16 protein-coding genes are annotated in these 19,956 nt (G+C 73.3%); 6 read left to right on the forward strand and 10 right to left on the reverse strand.

Translation table 11 applies throughout. From position 1 onward, the window contains the following. Positions 1-4 precede the first annotated feature (4 nt). The 4 genes from ACFVDM_RS08980 to ACFVDM_RS08995 form a co-directional block, all read right to left on the reverse strand. Entirely contained in the window at positions 5-2,731 is a 2,727-nt protein-coding gene (locus tag ACFVDM_RS08980; RefSeq protein WP_383634975.1) for a PQQ-binding-like beta-propeller repeat protein, read from the reverse strand. A 76-nt stretch (positions 2,732-2,807) separates the two neighbouring features. Next, the gene (locus ACFVDM_RS08985) at positions 2,808-3,074 is read right to left on the reverse strand and encodes a hypothetical protein (RefSeq protein ID WP_383634977.1); all 267 of its coding nucleotides are present in this window, start codon (positions 3,072-3,074) and stop codon (positions 2,808-2,810) included. 187 nt (positions 3,075-3,261) lie between these two features. Then, positions 3,262-4,020 (reverse strand): TetR/AcrR family transcriptional regulator, encoded by a 759-nt coding sequence (locus ACFVDM_RS08990; RefSeq protein ID WP_383634979.1) that lies wholly within the window; start codon positions 4,018-4,020, stop codon positions 3,262-3,264. A 61-nt stretch (positions 4,021-4,081) separates the two neighbouring features. Next, on the reverse strand, positions 4,082-5,017 hold the full coding sequence (locus tag ACFVDM_RS08995) for a diiron oxygenase (protein ID WP_383634981.1): 936 nt from the start codon (positions 5,015-5,017) through the stop codon (positions 4,082-4,084). Between the two features lie 180 nt (positions 5,018-5,197). On the opposite strand from ACFVDM_RS08995, the gene ACFVDM_RS09000 reads away from it, so the two are divergent. The 3 genes from ACFVDM_RS09000 (at position 5,198) to ACFVDM_RS09010 (ending at position 8,312) form a co-directional block, all read left to right on the forward strand. Beyond that, positions 5,198-6,298, forward strand: a complete 1,101-nt coding sequence (locus ACFVDM_RS09000; protein ID WP_383634983.1) for a ferritin-like domain-containing protein — start codon at positions 5,198-5,200, stop codon at positions 6,296-6,298. A 178-nt stretch (positions 6,299-6,476) separates the two neighbouring features. Beyond that, complete coding sequence (locus ACFVDM_RS09005; protein ID WP_383634985.1) at positions 6,477-7,367, forward strand: ADP-ribosylglycohydrolase family protein; 891 nt, start codon at positions 6,477-6,479, stop codon at positions 7,365-7,367. A 63-nt stretch (positions 7,368-7,430) separates the two neighbouring features. Then, complete coding sequence (locus ACFVDM_RS09010) at positions 7,431-8,312, forward strand: hypothetical protein (RefSeq protein ID WP_383634987.1); 882 nt, start codon at positions 7,431-7,433, stop codon at positions 8,310-8,312. 140 nt (positions 8,313-8,452) lie between these two features. On the opposite strand, the gene ACFVDM_RS09015 is transcribed toward ACFVDM_RS09010, so the two are convergent. The 6 genes from ACFVDM_RS09015 to ligD all read right to left on the reverse strand — a co-directional run bounded on the left by ACFVDM_RS09015 (position 8,453) and on the right by ligD (position 16,279). Further along, positions 8,453-9,544: an amidase family protein gene (locus ACFVDM_RS09015; RefSeq protein ID WP_383635450.1), complete on the reverse strand. Its 1,092-nt coding sequence runs from the start codon at positions 9,542-9,544 to the stop codon at positions 8,453-8,455. Positions 9,545-9,729: 185 nt separating this feature from the next. Next, on the reverse strand, positions 9,730-11,187 hold the full coding sequence (locus ACFVDM_RS09020; RefSeq protein ID WP_383634989.1) for a penicillin-binding transpeptidase domain-containing protein: 1,458 nt from the start codon (positions 11,185-11,187) through the stop codon (positions 9,730-9,732). Beyond that, positions 11,184-12,566, reverse strand: a complete 1,383-nt coding sequence (locus ACFVDM_RS09025; protein WP_383634991.1) for an FtsW/RodA/SpoVE family cell cycle protein — start codon at positions 12,564-12,566, stop codon at positions 11,184-11,186. Before ACFVDM_RS09025 ends, ACFVDM_RS09020 begins: the two co-directional genes overlap by 4 nt. A 133-nt stretch (positions 12,567-12,699) precedes the next feature. Further along, complete coding sequence (locus tag ACFVDM_RS09030; protein WP_383634993.1) at positions 12,700-13,020, reverse strand: zinc-ribbon domain-containing protein; 321 nt, start codon at positions 13,018-13,020, stop codon at positions 12,700-12,702. Continuing rightward, the gene (locus ACFVDM_RS09035; protein ID WP_383634995.1) at positions 13,017-15,167 is read right to left on the reverse strand and encodes a HEAT repeat domain-containing protein; all 2,151 of its coding nucleotides are present in this window, start codon (positions 15,165-15,167) and stop codon (positions 13,017-13,019) included. Before ACFVDM_RS09035 ends, ACFVDM_RS09030 begins: the two co-directional genes overlap by 4 nt. Positions 15,168-15,382: 215 nt before the next feature. After that, the gene (ligD, locus tag ACFVDM_RS09040) at positions 15,383-16,279 is read right to left on the reverse strand and encodes a non-homologous end-joining DNA ligase (protein WP_383634997.1); all 897 of its coding nucleotides are present in this window, start codon (positions 16,277-16,279) and stop codon (positions 15,383-15,385) included. 76 nt (positions 16,280-16,355) lie between these two features. On the opposite strand from ligD, the gene ACFVDM_RS09045 reads away from it, so the two are divergent. The 3 genes from ACFVDM_RS09045 to ACFVDM_RS09055 all read left to right on the forward strand — a co-directional run bounded on the left by ACFVDM_RS09045 (position 16,356) and on the right by ACFVDM_RS09055 (position 19,892). Then, positions 16,356-17,402, forward strand: a complete 1,047-nt coding sequence (locus ACFVDM_RS09045; protein WP_383634999.1) for a Ku protein — start codon at positions 16,356-16,358, stop codon at positions 17,400-17,402. Positions 17,403-17,548: 146 nt separating this feature from the next. Then, positions 17,549-19,273 carry an MFS transporter gene (locus ACFVDM_RS09050; protein ID WP_383635001.1) on the forward strand — a complete coding sequence of 575 codons (1,725 nt, stop codon included), beginning with the start codon at positions 17,549-17,551 and terminating at the stop codon, positions 19,271-19,273. 4 nt (positions 19,274-19,277) lie between these two features. Further along, complete coding sequence (locus ACFVDM_RS09055; RefSeq protein ID WP_383635003.1) at positions 19,278-19,892, forward strand: TetR/AcrR family transcriptional regulator C-terminal domain-containing protein; 615 nt, start codon at positions 19,278-19,280, stop codon at positions 19,890-19,892. Positions 19,893-19,956 lie beyond the last annotated feature (64 nt).

The following is a 19,956-nucleotide window of genomic DNA, read 5'->3' on the forward strand; positions in this document are numbered from 1 at the left end:
AAAGTCAGTCGACCGGGAAGGCGTAGACGACGCGGCCCCGCCGCACCAGGGCAGTCCGGCCGAACGTCAGCACCTGGTATCCGGCGGTGACGGTGCCGCCCTGGGGGTCCTGCTCCCCGACGTCCTGGAACTTCCACAGCCGTCGCCCGTCCGCCGCCGCGAACGCGGTGACCTGGCCGGCGCTCGCCGCGAGCAGCGTGCGGCCCGAACCGCTGACGGCCAGCGAGGGCGCCGAACCGTTGGGCACCGCTTCCGTGGAGCGGCGCCAGCGGAGCTTGCCGGAGGCCCGGTCGACGGCGCCGACCTCCTGGTTCCGGCTGGTGGTGTGCAGGGTGGCGCCCGCCTCGACGGAGGGCCCGAAAACGGAGCCCGGTGTGCCGTTGAGCGTCCACTTCGGCCGGCCGGCCGGAGTTTCGAAAGCGCGCAGGTCGTCGCCGACCGCTGCGAAGAGCGTGCCGTCGGCGTCGCCCGTCGCCGCGTCGTCGGGCGTCACCGTGCCGAAGGACTTGGTCCAACGGAGCTTGCCGGTCCCGCGCTCGAAACAGCGGAAGACGGCCTTGCCCTTGGCCGCTTTCACATCGGCCGGGGTGAGCGTGGGCCGGCTCTGCCGTACGACGATGTCGTCCGGGCGGACGGCGGTCAGCCGGTACACCGGGGCGGCCGGACCCCGGCCGGTCGGTACCGGGGTGCGCCACAGTTCCTTGCGCTGCTCGACGTCGTACGCGAACAGGAAGGACTTGACGACCTTCTTGTCCTTGCCGGGCTTCTTGCCCTTCTTCGGCTTGGGCGCCTTCACGGTGACCTGGTGCGAACCGGTGAACCAGACGGTCGCCCCGGACGCGCCGACGATCTGCGCCACGGCGAGGCCGGGCGCGTTCTCGAATCCGTCGGCGTACGCCACCCGGTGGGCGACCTTCCCGTCCTTCGCCGCCAGCCACAGGAACTCGGAGGGCCCCGCGACGAAGCAGAACTCCTTGCCGGCCTCCAGGGCCGCCTGGCCCTTGGCGGCGTCGGGGCTCTCCCAGATGCGGCGGCCGGTGTTCAGGTCGACGGCGGAGGCGTGGTTGTCGCCGGTCAGGACGAGCAGCCGCTCGTTCCAGAGCGCGGCGGTGAGCGGCGACGGTTCGGCCGCGGGCAGGGTGTGGATCCAGCGCGGCCGCGGCGCGAGACCGGCGACGGTCGGCCGGCTCGGTGCGGGCGCGGGCTTGGCGTCCGGCTCGGGGGCCGTCTCGTCGTCCCCCAGCGCCAGGACGCCACCGCCCCCGATCACCAGTCCCGCCACACCGGCGGCAGCCCCGATCAGCAACGTCCGCCGGTCGACAGGGGCGGTCTTCGCCGTGGGACCCGACGGACCCGGACCCGCCGGAGACACACCCTCGGGCACGCCACCACCCGCCACCGGAGGCCGCACCTCGGACGAGGGCGAGGCCGAAGACGGGGACAGGGAAGCCGGTGCCGGTACGGGCAGTGGCTGGGGAGCCGCCGACAGATCGGGCCCGGACGGCAGTTCACGCGGTACGGACAGCTGTGCCGTCGCCCGGTCGGGTCGGGGTGCCAACGGGTCGATGACCCCCAGCTGCGCGGTCCGGCTGTCCCGGAGGGGCGGGGGAGCGTCCGTGACCACCGCGTCGGAGACGGGCGTCTCGGGCGCCGCCGCGTCCACAACCGCCGCGTCGGCGATCTCCGCGCCCTCGGCCTGCGAACCGGCCCCCGCCGTGCCGTCCGCCGGCGCATCGGCGACGACCGCGTCCGCGACCACGACCGGCCGGTCCTCAGCCGGTCCGTCCGGTTCCGGTGTGCCGTCCTCCGGCTCGTGCCCGTCCGGTGCCTCCAGCTTGCGGGCGGCCGATTCCTGATCGGTCACCGCCGTGGCGAGAGGGGCCGGGAGCCAGCCGCCCCGGGCGAGGCCCGCGGCGCCCTCCAGAGCGAGGTCGGCGGCGACGGCGCCCGCCTCGGGGCGGTCGGCGGGGTCCTTGGCCAGACAGCGGGCCACCAGGTCGCGCAGGGCGTCCGGGACCTCGTCGAGGCGGGGTTCGGAGCGGGCGATCCGCTCGGCGGCCTCCTCGGCGGGGCCGTCGGCCAGCGGGGTGCTGCCCGTCGCCGCGTACGCCAGCAGCAGGCCGAGGACGAAGAGGTCGGAGGCCGGTCCGGCTTCCTGGCCGGTGACCTGCTCGGGGGTCAGATAGTCGAGACGTACGGAGAGCTGGCCGCCGGGCCGCGCCTCGGCGGCGGCCGCCGCGCCCAGCGGTCCGAAGGCGGTGAGCCGGGGGCCGTCCTCCGCCAGGAGCACGGTCCGGGGCGCGAGGCCCTGGAGGACGGCGCCGGTCGCGTGGACCCTGGACAGGGTCTCGGCGATGCCCGCGCCCAGTATCCGCACGGCTCGTTCGGGGAGGGGCCCGGCGAGGTCGATCGCCTCGGCGAGCGTCAGTGCCGGGACGTAGGGGGAGACGGTCCACAGTTCGTCCGCGTCGTCCGCCGTGCCGTCCGGGGTGTCGATCCGGGGCGCGACCCAGCCGCCGGCCAGCCGGTCGGCGGTGCGGGACTCGGCCTGGAAGCGGCGCCGGAAGGCGGGCAGTTCCGCCAGGCCGGGCCGGGCGGCGGTCACCACGACGAGCTCGTCCCCGGAGGTCTCCCGCGCGAGGTACTGGAGGGCGGCGGCCGTCTCGCGGAATCGTGCCAGCACCGTGTACGGGCCGAAGCGGCGTGGATCGTCCTGACGCAGCGCCTCCATGGCGCACCCCCTCTTGACCGTCCCTCGGACCTGAGCGCCGATCTTAGAGGGTCCGCCGCTCCTTTCGCGGGGCCGGTCAGGCCCGCTTCGACCAGGGCCACTTCGGGCGGTGCGGACCCCGCCCCTCGGGGACGTACTCGTACACCCAGCCCCGCTGGATGCCCAGCCGCGGTGTGTGACCGGCCGGAGCCCTCCGGTACGCGTGCACGGTGGCCGGGGCGTCGTCGGTGGCCGGGACCGGGACCTCGTACCACTTGGGCGGGTGACCGGTCGCGCCGACCAGGACGGGCAGCACCCGGCCGTCCAGCGGGCCGCCGGTGAAGCGGGTGTTCTCGGATCTCACCGCCCCAGTCTGACCGATCGGCGAACCGGCCGGCGGATCGGTCGACGAGGGGTCGACGAGCGGTCGGCCGACGGCCATTCGATCAATCGATCAGCCCACCGATCAACCGATCAATCGATCACCCGCGCTTACGAACGAAAGCCGACCGAAAGTCGAACCTCTCGGAGGAACCGCTCCGGCAAACCGCTCATGCCTCACCTGACGGCAGCAGATGCCCCGCCACACCGACGAGCGGTGCCAGCCGGTCCGCGAGCCGGCCGGCCGGACCGGCCGCGGTTTCGAGGGGCAGGAGGGCGGCCACGGCCTCCGCGGTGCGTACGTCGGTGGCGGCGGTGACGGCGAGGAGGCCGATGAAGTGGTCGACGAGCCAGTCGCGCAGCTCTTCCGGGTGGGGCCGCTTGCCCTCGTCCAGCCAGATGAGCGACGCGGCCTCGACGGCGGCGATCCAGGTGCGGACCATCATGCGCAGCCGGGGCGCCGGTTCGCTGTTCTCGTCGTGGCCCAGGTGGAGCAGGATCTGTTCGGCCGCGGACCGCCGTACCTCGTCGACGATGGTGCTCGTCCGGGACGTCTCGGCGACGCTGCCGCCGCGCAGGAGGGCGCTGAAGCCGGCGTCGTGCTCGTCGACGAAGGCGAGGTAGCGGTCCAGGACCCGGGTCACGCGCTCCGTGGGCGGTCCCATGGCCGGCTCCGCGAAGCAGAGCTTCAGCTCCTCGGCGGCGGAGCGCAGCGCGGCTTCGTACAACTGCTGCCGCCCGCCCGGGAAGTAGCGGTAGACCAGCGGGCGCGAGACTCCGGCGACGGACGCCACCTCGTCGAGGGAGACCTCGTCCGGTGCCCGGTGGGCGAAGAGCGTGAGGGCCGCACCGAGGAGCTGGGTGCGGCGTTCCTCGACGCTGAGCCTTCGGTACGCACGGCTGGGCGCTGCGGCTGCGGCAGGGGTCATAACAGGCAGCTTAGGTCCTCGTTCGCGGAACGGGCCGGGCCGCAGCGGCGGATGCGGGGCCTCATGCGAGCAGTCCCGACTGCTTCCAGAGCCTGCGGCCGACCCCGTTGAGGACGCCGATGTCGTCGAAGAAGTCCGTCAGTTTCCTGGCCCCGGTCTGCATGACCTCCGCGCGGTGGCCGCTCGCCCGGACCTGGGCGACGGCCTCGCGGCGGTCCAGGCCGACGTGCTCGTACACCTGGGGGTTGACGAAGCAGACGGAGAAGACGCGGGCGGCCTCCCCGCAGTTGAGTCGGGTCAGTTCGCGCTGCCAGCGCGGGGCGGTGACCATCTGGCGGCGCAGTTCCTCGCGGGCGTACCGCACGTGCCGGGCCTCCTCGATCACATGGATGCGGGTCACCCCGCGCACGAGCGGCTGGACGCGCTCGTCCGGGAAGGTCAGCCGCTGCATCCAGTCGAGGATCTCCTCGCCGAGGAGGGTCGAGGCGAAGGATCCCGGGGTGGTGGAGATGGTCTTCAGGACGCGGGCGAGGTTGTGGTAGCGGCGCGGTACGGAGTAGCTGGGGGAGCCGCCCCAGGTGATCATCCGGCCGAACATCATCGAGTGCCGGCACTCGTCGGCGATTTCGGTGAGCGCGTAGCGGACGTGGTTGCTGACGACGGGCTTGTCGTAGATGTGCCGGACGAGCAGCTGCATGAGGATGATCTCGAACCAGATGCCGAGGGACGCCAGTGAGGCGGCTTCGTGCCGGGACAGCTCCTGGCGCTGCTCCTCGGACATCCGCCGCCACATGGGGGTGTCGTACAGGGAGAGCAGCTCGGGCGGCCAGAACCACTTGCCGTCCACGGGCGGGGTGTCCCAGTCGAGCTCCCGGTCCGGGTCGAAGGAGTGCTTGGCGGAGGCCTCCAGGAGACGCAGGGCGACCTGTTCGCGGTCGCGGAGCGGGCCCAGTGCGTCGCGGAGCAGCTGTACATCGCGTTCGGTCGCGGTCGTCATGGCGGGACGTGCCTCTCCCAGGGGTTACCGGCGGTCACCCACTATGAGACCGCCTGTCAGCAAGCCGGTCAATCCCCTTGCGTGCGACTTGTTGACCCGGCGTCTACCAACGTGTGAACCTGCCAACTGAGCCGGGAACCAGGTGACTTACCGGAGTATCGCGAGGCGAAGGAGCCGTCCGTGTCGACACACGACCTCTACACCACCGCCCCCGAGGAGCCGCTGTGGACGGTGCCCGCCACCGGCGCGGCCCGCTTCAGCTGGGACTACGACGACGGCCGCGAACGCCTGCTCGCCCTCTACCAGAAGGGCAAGGACAAGCAGTGGGACGGCAACAAACGCATCGACTGGAGCCTGGAGGTCGACCCCACCGACCCGCTCGGCACCCCCGACGAGGCCCTGACCCTCTACGGGACGCCGCACTGGACGAAGATGACCGAGAAGGACCGGGGCGAGCTGCGCCGGCACTACACCTCCTGGCAGTTCAGCCAGTTCCTCCACGGGGAGCAGGGCGCGATGATCTGCGCCGCCCGCATCGTGGAGTCGGTCCCCGACCTGGACGCGAAGTTCTACTCCTCCACCCAGGCCATGGACGAGGCCCGGCACGCCGAGATCTACGGGCGCTTCCTCCACGAGAAGATCGGGATGCTCTACCCGGTCAACGACAACCTCCAGGGGCTCCTCGGCGACACTCTGCGCGACTCCCGCTGGGACATGCCCTACCTCGGCATGCAGGTGCTCATCGAGGGTCTGGCGCTCGCCGCGTTCGGCATGATCCGCGACACCACGACCAAGCCGCTGCCCAAGCAGATCCTTGCGTACGTCATGCAGGACGAGGCCCGCCACGTGGCCTTCGGCCGCATGGCCCTGCGGGACTACTACAAGCAGCTCGGCGAGGCGGAACTGCGCGAGCGCGAGGAGTTCGTCATCGAGGGCTGCTACCTGATGCGCGACCGGCTCAGCGGGGTGGAGGTGCTGGAGAACTTCGGCATCCCCAAGCAGGAGGCGAAGGACCTCTCCGAGCACTCGGAATTCCTCCAGCTCTTCCGCAAGCTGCTGTTCAGCCGGATCGTGCCCTGCGTCAAGGACATCGGCCTGTGGGGCGAACGCCTCCAGAAGGCCTATGTCGACATGGGCGTCTTCGACCTGGGCGACTCCAACCTCGACCTCCTCATGGCCCAGGACGAGGAGATAGCCGAGGAACTGGACCGCCAACGCTTCGCCGCCGAGGAGCAGGCCCGCGTCGCGGAGGTCGCCGAGGCGATAGCCGAGGGCGCCTGAACCGCCTGTGGCGCGAGCCGTCCGCGGTTCGAACCACCCCTGGCCCGAACGGACCGTGGGCTCGAACCGCCCGTGGCTCGAACCGCCCGTGGCTCGAACCGCCCCTGGCCGAACGCGCCAACGGGACGCGGCCGGAAACCGCTGTACGGTCCCGGGCCGGTGGCGGGAGGATACGTGCGTGTCCACCGAAACCACCGCCCAGGACCTCGCCGCCGCCCGCCGGAGCCTCGAAGCGCTCGCGCTCGGGGACGCTTTCGGTGAGCGGTGGTTCCCGCTGTTCACACCTCCCCGGCATACGGTCAACGCGATCCGGGCCCGTCGAATCCCTCGGGAGCCCGTCTGGCACTGGACGGACGACACCGCCCTCGCCCGCGCCCTGAACCGGATGCTCGACGAGTGCGGACGCGTCGAACAGGACCGGCTCGCCCTCCTCTTCGCGCTCGCCTTCGACGCCGACCGGGCACGGGGGTACGGCCACGGCATGCACCTGCTGCTGCCCCAGTTGCTCACCGACCCGGCCGACTGGCGCACCCTGGCCCCCGGGCTCTTCGAGGGCGGCAGCCTCGGCAACGGGGCGGCCATGCGCGTCGCCCCGCTGGGTGCCCGCTTCCACCACGACCTGGACCTCGTCGCCGAACAGGCCGCGCTCCAGGCCGAGGTCACCCACGCCCACCCCGAGGGGATCGCCGGCGCGGTCGCCGTCGCCGTCGCGGCGGCCCTCGCGGCGGAGGGGGGCCTCACGCTCGCCCGGGTCGCCGGGGCGACGCCCCCGGGCGCCGTCCGGGACGGTCTGCTGCGCGCCGCCGAGGTCCCCTTCGACACCGCGCCGTGGCGCGCGGCCGACCTCCTCGGCAACGGGCAGCGCATCCGCGCCGACGACACCGTGCCGTTCGCGCTGTGGACCGCCGCCCGCCACCCCGGTGATCTGGAGGCGGCCCTCTGGGCCACCGCCGAAGGGCTCGGGGACATCGACACCACGTGTGCCATCACCGGCGGCGTCGTCGGCGCGGCCACCGGAGTGGAGGGCATGCCGGAGAGCTGGCTGAGCCGGCGTGAGTCCCTTGACTGACCGGACCGCCGCCGTCCGGGGCACTCGAAATCATGTTCGCCCCGATGCCGTAACTTGGGCGCCATGACCACCCCGCCGCCTCCGCCCCAGGACCCGTACGGCCCCCCGCAGGACCCGTACGGGCCCCCGCCCGGTCCCTACGGTCCCGCGCAGCCGTCCCAGCAGCCGCAGTACAACCCGTACGCGCAGCCGGGGCAGCCCGCCCCGGGACAGCCGCCGTACGGGTACGCGCAGCCGGGGCAGCCGTGGGGCGGCCCCGGTTTCGTCCCCGTGCCACCGCGGCGCAGGCGGACCGGGCTCGTCGTCGGGATCGTGGTCGGCGCCCTGGTGGTGGCGGGCGGCATCGCGTTCGGCGTCGCGCGGCTGCTGGACTCGGCGGTCGAGAAGGGCGACCTCCCGACGGTCGGCGCCTTTCCGGAGGCCAAGTACCGGCTGACCGTGCGGAAGACGCTCCTCGACGACGAGTACAGCCTCGTCAAGGACTCCTCGGCGACCGACGGGCGGGAGATCGAGGACACCTACGACCCGTCCATCAGGGACGCCAAGGCCGTGGTCGCCCAGTACGCCTCCGACGACGGCGGCAGCCTGATCGTCTCCGGCATGTGGGGGCGTATCAAGAGCCCCGCGTTCACCCGGGAGAAGATCCTGGAGGGCGCCACGCAGAACGACGGCATGACGATCGCCGTCGCCGCCCGCGACTTCCGGCCCGAGGGCTACGACGTCACGGTCTCCTGCCAGGTCGTGCGCTCCGTGCAGGGAGGCGTCACCAGCACCCTGCCCATGTGCGCCTGGGGCGACGCCAACACCGCGTCCTTCGTCGCCGTCGTCACCCCCGAGACCGCCGTGCAGGCCCCCGAGAAGGTCGACCTGGAGAAGGCAGCCCTGGACGCCGCCCGGGTCCGTGCCGAATCGCGCGAGCCGATCGGCGGCACGGCGGCCGGCTGAGGGACGCGCCCTCGGGGCCGTACGAATCCTCACCACGTACGATTCCGCAGCCCCGTACGACTCCGCACGACCCAACGAGCTCCGCGAGGCCGAACGGCCCCCCCGCACGGCCCACCGGGCCCCGCAAGGCCGCCCGCTCCTCACGGTCGCACGGTCCCCAGCACCCGTTCCGCCGCCGCGGCCATGGCGAGCAGGGCGGCGTCCGTGCCCCGGTCGGCGACCAGTTGGAGTCCGACCGGGCAGCCGTCCCCGGTGAACCCGGCGAACAGGCTTGCCGCCGGATGTCCGCTCAGGTTGAACCCCCAGGTGAGGGACGTCGAGAAGGTGTCGCCCGGGCCGTCGTGGCCGTGCGGGCGGTTGGGGGTGACCGGGGTCAGAAGGAGCGGCGTGCGGGCGAAGAAGGCGTCGAGTCTGCGGTCGTTCTCCTCGCGCGCCTCGGCCTGCTGGCGGGGTACGTGCCCGGCGCGCACCGCCTGCCAGGCCGGCGCCGGGTCCAGCAGCGCGCACGCGGGGCCGGTGAGGCTGACGACGCCCGCCGCGACGAGCCGGTCCACCGCGCTCCGCACCACCGTAGCCACCTCCGGTTCGACCTCGGCGTATCCGAGGCCGGGGCTGTGGGCGGCGGGCAGCGGGAGCGTCACGGGGGCCGGGGCGAAGCCGTCCAGGACCGCGCGCAGATACATCTCCGCGTCGGCGGCCGTACGGGCCAGCACCCCGGGCGCCGCCAGCCCGGACCGGTCGGCGGACGGCAGCAGCCCGTTCGTCGTCTTCAGGCCGAACACCCCGCACCAGGCGGCCGGGATGCGCACCGACCCCGCCCCGTCGCCGCCGGTCGCCAGCGGGACCGCGCCCGCCGCGACCGCCACCGCCGCCCCGGCCGACGATCCGCCGGGGGTGCGGTCGGGCCGCCACGGGTTGAGGGTCCGGCCGCGCGCCCCCAGTCCCCAGGTCTGCCAGGGCGTCCCGGGGCCCGGCACCGACGTCGAGCCGACGGGGATTCCGCCCGCCGCGATCAGCCGTCGCGCGGCGGGGGAGCGCACGCCGGTGCGGCCCTTCACCGCGAACGGCAGCCCGCCGAGGGGGAGACGGGCGGCCCCGGGCACCCGGGCGAGCGCCTCCTCGTGCCAGACGTCGAGGAAGGCGTGGAACCGCTCGTCCGCCCGCTCGGCCGCGACCAGCGCGCCCGCCACGTCCACCGCCTGCCCGCCCGCCACGTCCCGGAACCCGTTCATCCCCTGCGGACCGGCCACGTCCCGGAATTCGCCCACCCCCTGCCCGCCCGTCACGTCCCGGAATCCGTCCATCCCCTGTGGGCCCGCCTCTCGGATCACGCTCCCCGCCGCGGTCCACCGGACGGGCCTCGGAGCGGAGGGGCGGCCCCGCGGCCCGGTCCGGGCGGGGGTTCGCCGACGCGCTCTCAGTCTCCCAGCGCCGCCTCCATCACGGAACGGGCGATCGGGGCCGCGCTGCCGCCGCCGCTGATATCGGCCCGGTCGGCCGCCGCGTCCTCCACGACGACGGCCACGGCGACCGCGGGGCGGCCGCTGTCCGGCGCCTGGGCCCAGGAGATGAACCAGGCGTACGGGGTTCCCGAGTTGTCCACGCCGTGCTGGGCGGTGCCGGTCTTGCCGCCGACGGTCACCCCGTCGATCGCCGCGTTGGTGCCGGTGCCGTCGCGCACCACGTCGATCATCATCTGCCGCAGCCGCACCGCCGTCATCGGGTTCATCGCCCGGTGGTAGGTACGCGCTCCGGTGGTGCGGACGGTGGAGCCGCCGTGTGTCGTCGTGCGCTCGACGAGGTGCGGAGCCATCAGCTCGCCGCCGTTGGCCACGGCCGAGGCCACCATCGCCATCTGCAACGGCGTCGCCGTGGTGTCGAACTGGCCGATCGAGGACAGGGCCAGCTGGTCGTCGCTCATCTCCGTGTCGAAGTTGCTCTTCGCCACCCCGGACGGGATCCGCAGCCCCGTGTCGTTGAAGCCGAAGCGCCCGGCGGCCTCCACCATGCCCTCCAGCCCGACCTCCACCCCCAGATGGGCCATCACGGTGTTGCAGGACACCCGGATCGCGTCGGCCAGCGAGGCCTCCTCGCAGCCGCGCGACTCGTTGGGCAGCGTCGTGGTGGTGCCCGGCAGGACATAGGGCACGGGGGTGTCGGTCGGCGCGTCCGGATCGGTGACGACCTCCGCGTCGAGCGCGGCCGCGGCCGTCACGATCTTGAACGCGGAGCCGGGCGGATACGTCTGCCGGATCGCCCGGTTCAGCATGGGCTGGCTGTCCGCCGCGTTCAGCTCGCGCCAGGCGTCCGTGACGGCCGTGCCGGTGCCCGAGAGCAGCCCGGGGTCGTAGGACGGGGTGGAGACCAGTGCCAGGATCCGCCCGCTCGTCGGCTCGATGGCCGCCACCGCTCCCCGCCGCCCGTCGAGCCCCTGGTAGGCGGCGCGTTGCACGGCCTCCCTGATCGTGGTGACGACGTTCCCGCCCGGCTGCCGGCCGCGGGTGATCTCGTTCCAGAACGGCAGCGGCGCCAGCATCGGATCGGTGCCCGCGAGCACGTCGTCCTCGGCGTTCTCCAGCAGGGTGGTGCCGTACGTCTGCGAGGCGTAGCCCGTCACCGGCGCGTACAGCGGGCCGTCGCGGTAGGTGCGTTCCCAGGCGAGCTGTTCGCCGGTGTCCTTGGAGCCGGTAACCGGCCGTCCGCCGACCAGGATGTTGCCGCGCGGCTGGTCGTAACGGGCGATCGTGGTGCGGCGGTTGGCGGGGTTGTCGTCCAGCTCGTCGGCGTCGAGGACCTGGACGCGGGCCGCGTTCAGCAGCAGGGCCACGAGCAGCAGCAGACAGAAGGCGGCGGCGCGCCGGATGTAACGGATCACGAGCCGGCTCCTTCGGGGGCGGGGGCGACGACTCCGGTCTCCGCCCGGTCGGGGCGCGGGCGCCGGGCGAGATCGCTGAGGCGGATCAGCAGGGCCACGATGATCCAGTTGGTGACCACGGAGGAGCCGCCCTGGGCGAGGAAGGGCATCGCCATCCCCGTCAGCGGGATCAGCCCCATCACCCCGCCCGCGATGACGAAGACCTGGAGCGCCAGGATCGAGGCGAGTCCGATGGACAGCAACTGCCCGAAGGGGTCGCGCAGGGCCAGCCCGGCCCGGTAGCCGCGCGCCACCAGCAGCGCGTACAGCAGGAACACCGCTGTGAGCCCGGTCAGGCCCAGCTCCTCGCCGGCCGTCGCCAGGATGAAGTCGGACTTGGCGGCGAAGCCGATGAGGACGGAGTGGCCGAGGCCGAGCCCGGTGCCGAGCATCCCGCCCGCCGCGAACGCGAACAGCGACTGGGCGAGCTGTCCGGGGCCCTGCCCGGCGTCGATGGAGGCGAACGGATCGAGCCAGTCCTGCACCCTGCTGTGCACATGGGGTTCGAAGGAGCCGACGACGAAGGCCCCCACAGCGGCCAGCAGCAGTCCGACGGCGATCCAGCCGGTCCGCCCGGTCGCCACGTACAGCAGGATCACGAAGAGGCCGAAGAACAGCAGCGAGGTGCCCAGGTCCCGTTCCAGGACCAGCACGCCGACGCTGATCAGCCAGATCGCCACGATCGGGCCGAGCACCCGGCCGGTGGGCAGCCGCAGGCGCTGGGCCGTGCGCCCGGTGTACGCCAGCGCCCCGCGGTTCGCCGCGAGATAGGCGGCGAAGAACACCGCGAGCAGGATCTTGGCGAACTCACCGGGCTGGAAGGAGAACCCGCCGATCCTGATCCAGATCTTGGCCCCGTTCACCGCCGGGAAGAAGATCGGCACGATCATCAGCACGAGGGCCGCGGCGACCGAGAGGTACGCGTACCGCTGGAGAACCCGGTGGTCGCGCAGGAACACCACCACCGCGATGAAGAACGCGACCCCGAGCGTGGACCAGACGAGCTGGGTCGGGGCCGCCCTGTCGTGCGGGGTCTCCAGGTCGAGCCGGTAGATCAGCACCAGCCCCAGCCCGTTGAGCAGCACGGCGATGGGCAGGAGCAGCGGATCGGCGTACGGGGCGCGCAGCCGGACCGCGAGATGGGCCAGCAGCGCGAGCAGCCCCAGCCCGCCGCCGTATCCGAGGACATCGGGCGGAACCGCGTCGTCGTGGGCGAGACCGACGGCGGTGTAGCCGTAGACGGAGAGGAGGACGGCCCCGATGAGGAGCGAGAGTTCCACGCCGCGCCGCCGGGGCAGGCGCAGCTCGGGCGGGGGAGCGTCCGCCGTCGATGCGGTCATGCCCCGCAACGTAGCAAGACGTGGGGCTTATTTCCCTTATGTCATAGTGCGGAGGTTCGCAGGTCCCGCACCGCGCCGGACGGGCCCGTGCGGAGTCGGTCCCGCACCGCGCCGCGCGGCCCCCGTCGCGCCCTCAGTGCTGACGGGGCCGGTCGCCCTGCGCTCCGGGGGCGCTTCCGGGCTGGGGGCTCCCGCCGAACGGGTTCCCGTCCTGCGACGCCACGTGCTGGGCGAGCAGCTGGTCGGCCTGCTCCTTGGGTATGCGCTGCTCCCCGCCGCAGAAGGTGCACTGCGTGGCGTACTTCGTCGAGAACGGGAACAGCGGCACGAAGAACAGCGTGAACTTCGTCACCCGCTTGCGCAGCGTGTGCGCGGCGGGGTTCCCGCACCAGCCGCAGACCAGCGTGAGGATCGCCAGCTGGTACAGATAGCCTCGCGTGCCGAAAATGATCATGTCGTGGGTCCCTTCCCCGTATCACCCAGGAGCGCCCGGCGGCAGAGCGCCAGCAGCTTCTCGTCCTCGTATGTGTCATGGCTGCCGTAGCCGCCGTCCATCGCGTTGTGGCGGCGTACGGAGGCGAGTTCGGCCCGCAGCACCCGCGCCGCGTCCGGCCCCGCGCAGGCAGCCCCCGTCCGTGCCAGATGTCCGGCGATCCGGACCCTGACGTGACGGTTCTTCTCCCAGGCCGCGAGGAGTACCGGTACGGATTCCCCGGCCCGACCGGAAACCTCCCACAGCGCGATCGCCGCGTCCACCCGCAGCCACAGCTCCTGATGGCGCAGCAGCCCCCGCAGCCGGGGCGCCTCCGCCGCCGCCCGTCCGCCGAGCCGGCCCAGCGCCCCCGCCGCCGCCCGCCGTTCGTTGACCTGCTTCGCGCGCAGCCCCTCGGCCAGCACCGGCAGCACCGCCCCGGCATCGCCCTCGACCGCCCACAGCGCCTGCGCGGCCTCGACCGCCGCGGCCGTACCGGCCCGGCCCATCAGCGCCCGCAGTTCCGGGATCGCGCACCGCGCCGCCGGCCCGAACGAGCCGAGCGCCCGCAGCGCCGCCGTCCGCAGCCAGTCGCCCCGGTAGGCCGGCGCCCCGCGCAGCAGCCGCAGCACCTCCGGCGCCGCCTCGCCCGCCCGCAGCGCCGTCAGCCCGGCGAGCAGCGGACTCGCCCGGTCGTACGCCTCCTCGTCCAGGGCCACCTCGCCCAGCCGGTGGCGCAGCGCGTCGGCCAACGGCCGGGCGGCCTCGCCGAGATGGGCGAGGGCGTACCCCACGTCGTGCGGCACCTCGGGCCGCTCCAGGGCCGCGCCGAGCGCGGGCAGCGCGCGGACGTCGCCCAGCCGGGCCAGGGCCTTCACCGCACTGCCCAGACAGGGCGGCCCGCTCGCCCACTCCTTCACCCAGCCGTCCGGATCCGCCGCCACCCGGGCCGCCAGCGCGTCGGCGGCCGGCGCGGCCAGACCGAACAGCTCCTCCAGGACGTGCGAGGCGGCCTCGGACAGCCGCGGCTCGTCCGAGGCCAGTTGCTCCCCGACCAGCCGGACCAGCTCCCCGTACGAACCGCGCCAGGTGCGGATCAGCCCGCCGCTCATCCGCACCGCGTCGATGCGCTGCCCCGGGTCCGGGCTGCACAGCTGGTCGGTGAGCAGGGCCGTGCGGTCCGCGATCCGGTCGTCCAGGCCGACGTGCAGGGTGCGCAGCAGATCGGCGGTCCACGGCGCGGTGCGCCCGGCCCGCTCCTCGGCGGACAGCGACCGCAGCTGTCCCAGCAGCGTCACCGGCGCGGCCTCGGTCCCGGCCGGCTCCTCGCCGTGCGTCTCGGCGGCGCGCGGGCCGCTCTCGCCGGGGTCCGCCCCCGGCGCGTCCCCGGGCTCCGAGCCGGGCGCCGAACGCAGTTGCCGCAGGAGTCCGGCGACCACCCGCACCACATCGCCGGGCAGTTCCTCGGGGGCGCACCGGGCGAGCTGGGCCAGGGCGGCCAGCCGCAGCCCCGGCGGATGCGCCCCGGCGGCCAGCCGGCCCAGGCACGCGGCGCTGCGCCCGGCGACCGGGCGGTGCCGCAGGGCCAGCCGCCCGGCGGCCTCGACCAGGGCGAGGCGCACCTCCTCGTCCCCTTCCACGGTGATCCGCTCGCAGAGCACGGTCAGCACCCTGGACGGGTCGCCGTGCAGCGTGGCGAGGGCCAGGGGGGCGCTGACCCGGACGCCGGGGTCCTCGTCGGCCAGCAGGGCGAAGAAGGCCTCGGAGCCCGCGCTGACGGCGGCGGCGGCCATCGCGTAGTTCGCCGCACCGTCCGCCTCTTCCGCCGCCTCCCCGATGTCCTCCTCGTCGACGTCGATGCCGCCGATGCTGGTCAGCAGCTCGACGACACCGCCGCGGTCGGGGACGCGGGGGTCGGCGACCAGCTCGAACAGGAACGGGATGCAGGCGAGCGTGCAGGCGTAGACGTCGCCCTGGTGGTGCACCGCCCCGTACATCCCGTCCAGCGCGGCCTCCCGGCGCACCGGATCGGCGGACGCGAGGCCCTGGAGCAGCCCCGGAACGTCGTCGGCGGGCCCGTACGCATGTTCCATCGAGGCCCAGTCGACCTCGTCGATCCCCGCGAACACGCCATCGCCTCCCCACGGTCTCCCTTGCGCAGTGTCTGCGCAGAGTGTGCACCACCGCTCGGACAATCCGACCGCCCCCGGCCAGCTTTTGGCCTTGCGCATGACAATGGGGGCGGCCATACGGTATATCCCGGCCGCACACGGCCACGGCGCCCGCCGTGCACCGGCCACCGCGCCCGCCGCGCAGGGCCGGTGCGGGCCCGCGCACGGCCCGGCTATCCGGCGTCGGGCACCGGACGCCCCCGGTCCGCATCGGTGAGCGGGGCGAGCAGATCGCCGTGGAGCGCCAGCCGTCCGGCCATGTCCCCGGCGAGGAAGACCAGGTCACGGGCGTCCCGGCACTCCTCGATCTCCGCCCAGGTGACCGGTGCCGACACGGTGGGCTCGGCGCGGGCGCGCAGGGTGTAGGGGGTGGCGGTCGTCTTGGCCGCCGCGTTCTGGCTGAAATCGACGAACACCTTGCCCGGCCGCAGCGCCCGCCGCATCCGGTGCACCACCAGCTCCGGCAGCTCCCGCTCCGCCCGGACGGCGAGTGCCTTCGCGTACGCCGAGACCCGCGCGGAGGGTGTGGGCTCGACCGGGACGAGCAGATGCAGCCCCTTGGAGCCCGAGGTCTTCCCGTACGCCTCAAGGCCGTCCGCCGCCAGGTGCTCGCGCAGCCAGAGCGCGACCCGGCAGCACTCCACGACGGTGGCGGGTGCCCCGGGGTCCAGGTCGAACACCATCCGGTCGGCCGTCCCCGGAGCCTCGGCCCGCCACTGCGGGGTGTGGAACTCCACCACCAGATTGGCCGCCCACATCAGGGACGCCAGCCCGTCCACCACGATCTGCCGGGCACTCTCCTTCTCGTGGTGCGGCACCGGGGCGGTGCGTACCCAGGACGGCGTACCGGGCGGCGGGTTCTTCGTGAAGAACAGCTGCCCGTCCGGGCCGTCCGGATAGCGCAGGAACGACAGCGGCCGGTCCCGCAGGTGCGCCAGCAGGGGTCCGGCGACCGTGGCCGCGTAGTAGTGCAGTACCTCGCCCTTGGTGGTGCCCGTGGCCGGATACAGCACCTTGTCCAGATTGCTCAGCGCCAGGCGCCGCCCCTCCACCTCTGTGATCGGCGTCATACGATAAGAGTCACACGAAATACGGATTCGTATGGATCTCTATGGATTTGTGCGGATGAAACGGAAGGGGTGACCGGTGAGGTCCATATGGAACGGGGCGATCTCCTTCGGGCTGGTCAGCATCCCGATCAAGCTGGTCAACGCCACCGAGAACCACTCGGTCTCCTTCCGTCAGATCCACCTCTCCGACGGCGGCCGGATCCGCTACCGCAAGGTGTGCGAGATCGACGGCGAGGAGGTGGGCTCCGGCGAGATCGGCAAGGCGTACGAGGAGGCCGACGGGACGATGATCCCGATCACCGACGAGGATCTGGGGTCCCTGCCGCTGCCCACCGCCAAGACCATCGAGATCGTCGCCTTCGTGCCGGCCGACTCCATCGACCCGCTCCAGATGGACGCCGCGTACTACCTCTCCGCCAACGGTGTACCGGCCGCCAAGCCGTACACCCTGCTGCGCGAGGCACTGAAGCGGAGCAACAAGGTCGCCCTCGCCAAATACGCGCTCCGCGGCCGTGAGCGCCTGGGCATGCTGCGCGTCGTGGACGACGTCATCGCCATGCACGGGCTGCTCTGGCCGGACGAGATCAGGGCCCCCGAGGGGGTCGCCCCGGAGGCCGACGTCACGGTCCGCGACGCCGAACTCGACCTGGCCGACGCCCTGATGGACACGCTCGGCGAGGTCGACATGGACTCGCTGCACGACGACTACCGCGAGGCCGTCGAGGAGCTGATCGCGGCGAAGGCCTCCGGCGAGGCCCTGGAGCCGGCCGCCCCCGACTCCTCCGGCGGCAAGGTCATCGACCTGATCGCCGCCCTGGAGGGCAGCGTCCGCGCGGCGAAGGAGGCGCGCGGCGAGGAGACCGGCGACGGGGAGGCGGCCGACGGGGAGGGTGAGGTGGCGGAGGTGACTCAGCTCTCCGGGCGAGGGAAGTCCGCCGCGAAGGGGGCCGGGGCGAAGAAGAAGGCGTCCGGGTCCCGGAAGCCGGCCGCGAAGAAGAGCGCGCCGGCCGGCCGGTCCTCCGCCAAGAAGAAGACCGCCGAGAAGAGCGCCGGCGGGACCAAAAAGGCCGCCGCGAAGAAGACGTCCGAACGGCGCACCCCGCGCAAGCGCGCCTCCGCCTGATCCCTCGACCTGCCCCTCCTCCGGACGCCGTACGCCCGTCATCGCGCCCGTCATCGCCCCGGGGGGCTTGCGCGCGGCGCCCCGCGTCCCTAAATTGAACACCGATCAATTGGTCACTGTTCAATTTTCGGGGAGGGGTGGTTCCGGTGGCGGTCGACGCAATAACGGGGGCGGGGACGGCGACGGGGAAGGCGCGCGGAGGTCCCGGGCGCCGGGTGGTCTGGGCGCTGGTGGGCGTGCTGCTCACCGCGTTCCTCAGCGCGCTCGACCAGACGATCGTGTCGGTCGCGGCGTTCCCGATCGCCACGGACCTCGACCCGGTCGACGGGGTGCGGCTGATGCCCTGGCTGATCACCGCGTACATGCTCGGCTCCACGGCCACCCAGCCGCTGTACGGCAGGATCTCCGACCTGTACGGGGCGAAGCGGGTCTTCGTCGCGGCGGCCGGGATCTTCCTCGCGGCCTCCGCACTCTGCGGGACCGCCGCAACGATGGGGCAGCTCATCGCCTGCCGCGCCGTGCAGGGCATCGGGGCCGGCGGCCTCTACAGCGTCTCGCTGATCCTGCTGGGCCGGGCCGTCCCGGCCCGCGACCGGGCCAAGTTCCAGGGCGTCGGCGGCCTGGTCATCGCGCTGGCCACCGTCGCCGGCCCGCTGATCGGCGGCTTCCTCACCGGCGACCACAGCCTGTTCGGCCTGCACACCTCGTGGCGTTGGCTCTTCTACGTCAACCTGCCGATCGGCATCGCCGGCATCACCATGGTCGTCACCCTGCTGAAGCTCCCCGAGGCCACCGGACGCGGCAGCCACCGCATCGACGTCGCCGGCGCGCTGCTCGTCGTCGCCGCGACCTGCGCGCTGCTCCTGATGACGACCTGGGGCGGCCACACGTACGCCTGGTCCGACCCGGCGATCCTCGGCCTCGCCGCCGCCGGCGTCCTGCTCCTCGGCCTCTTCGCCCTGCGCCAGAGCCGGGCCGCCGAACCGCTCATGCCGCTGCGGATGTTCCGCGAACGCACCGTCGCCGTCGCCACCCCGATGCTCTTCGTCACCGGCTTCGCCCTCATGGGCGCCATCACCTACGCCGCCCTCTACCTCCAACTGGTCAAGGGCCTCACACCGGCCGCCACCGGACTGCGCCTCATGCCCATGATCGTCGGCATCATGGCCTCCTCAATCGGCTCGGGTCTCGTCATCTCGGCCCGCGACGGCCGCTACAAGATCTTCCCGGTCATCGGCACCGCCGTGGCCGCCGCCGGACTCGGCGCCCTCGCCACTCTGCGGGCCGACAGCGCGTACGCCGTCCTCGCCGTCGGACTGCTGCTCCTCGGTCTCGGTCTCGGCCTGCTGATGCAGGTCCTGGTCCAGGCGGTCCAGAACACCGTCCCCGACCGCGAGCTGGGCTCCGCCACCACTACCGCCACGTTCTTCCGGACGATGGGCCAGTCCTTCGGTGCCGCGGTCTTCGGCGCGATCCTGACCAACCAGTTCGCCTCCCGTGCCGCCGCGAGCACCGTCCCCGGACTGCACGGCCGGGACCTCGCGCCCGAGCGGCTGGCCGGCCTCCCGGAGCCCGCGCGCACGGCGGGGCTGGACGCCTTCACCTCCTCCCTGGGGGTCGTCTTCGTCACCGGCGCCGTCATCATGCTCGTGGCGCTGGCCCTCTCCTTCTTCCTCAAAGAGATGCGCCTGCGGGAGATCGACGACATCGACGCGCTCGTCGGGGAGAGCGGGGCGGCCGGGGCGGCCGCGGAGTCGGGCCCCTCGTCGGCCGAGGCCCCGGCAGCGGATGATGGGGGCGCGCAGGGCTCCGGAACAGCTGAGGTCCGTGACGAAGGGACGGGACGGCGCGATGCCGCTGCAACGGTCTGAACTGGTGGACACGGCACTGGAACTGCTCGACGAGATCGGCCTCGACGCCCTCTCCACCCGCAGGCTCGCCACCGCACTCGGGGTCCGCCCCGGCGCCCTGTACTGGCACGTCAAGAACAAGCAGGACCTGCTGGACGCCCTGGCCGAGAAGATCCTCGGCGAACTGGCCCCGGTCCCGCCCGCCGACGCCGCCACCTGGCCCGACGCGGTGCGCCGGATGGCCGTCGACATGCGGCGGGTGCTCCTCGCCCACCGGGACGCCGCCCGGCTCGTGGCCGGATCCGCCTGGCTCGGCCCGCACCGCCTCGGCTTCGCCGACGGACTGATGCGCGTCCTGAGCGTCACCGGGGCCCCCGTCGCCGCCGTCGCGCACGGCTGCGACACGGTGGTCAGCTACGTCACGGGCTTCGTCCTCCAGGAGCAGAGCGAGACCGGCACCACCGAGGACGCCGAAAGCGCCCAGGAGCCCGGCGAGGCCCCCGACTTCAGCGGGTTCCCGCATCTGGGGGCCTGGGCGGCCGAATGGAACCCCGGGGTCCGGCAGGAGGCGTTCGCGGCGGGCCTGGAGATCCTGGTCACCGGCCTCGACCGGTACCTGTCCCACCGGCCGCACGCCTGAGACGGGACGGACGGACGGACGGCCGCCGCGGGGCATCCCCGCGACGGCCGTCCGTATCGTTTCC

Source organism: Streptomyces sp. NPDC057682, assembly GCF_042799575.1.
Taxonomy (GTDB): Bacteria; Actinomycetota; Actinomycetes; order Streptomycetales; family Streptomycetaceae; genus Streptomyces.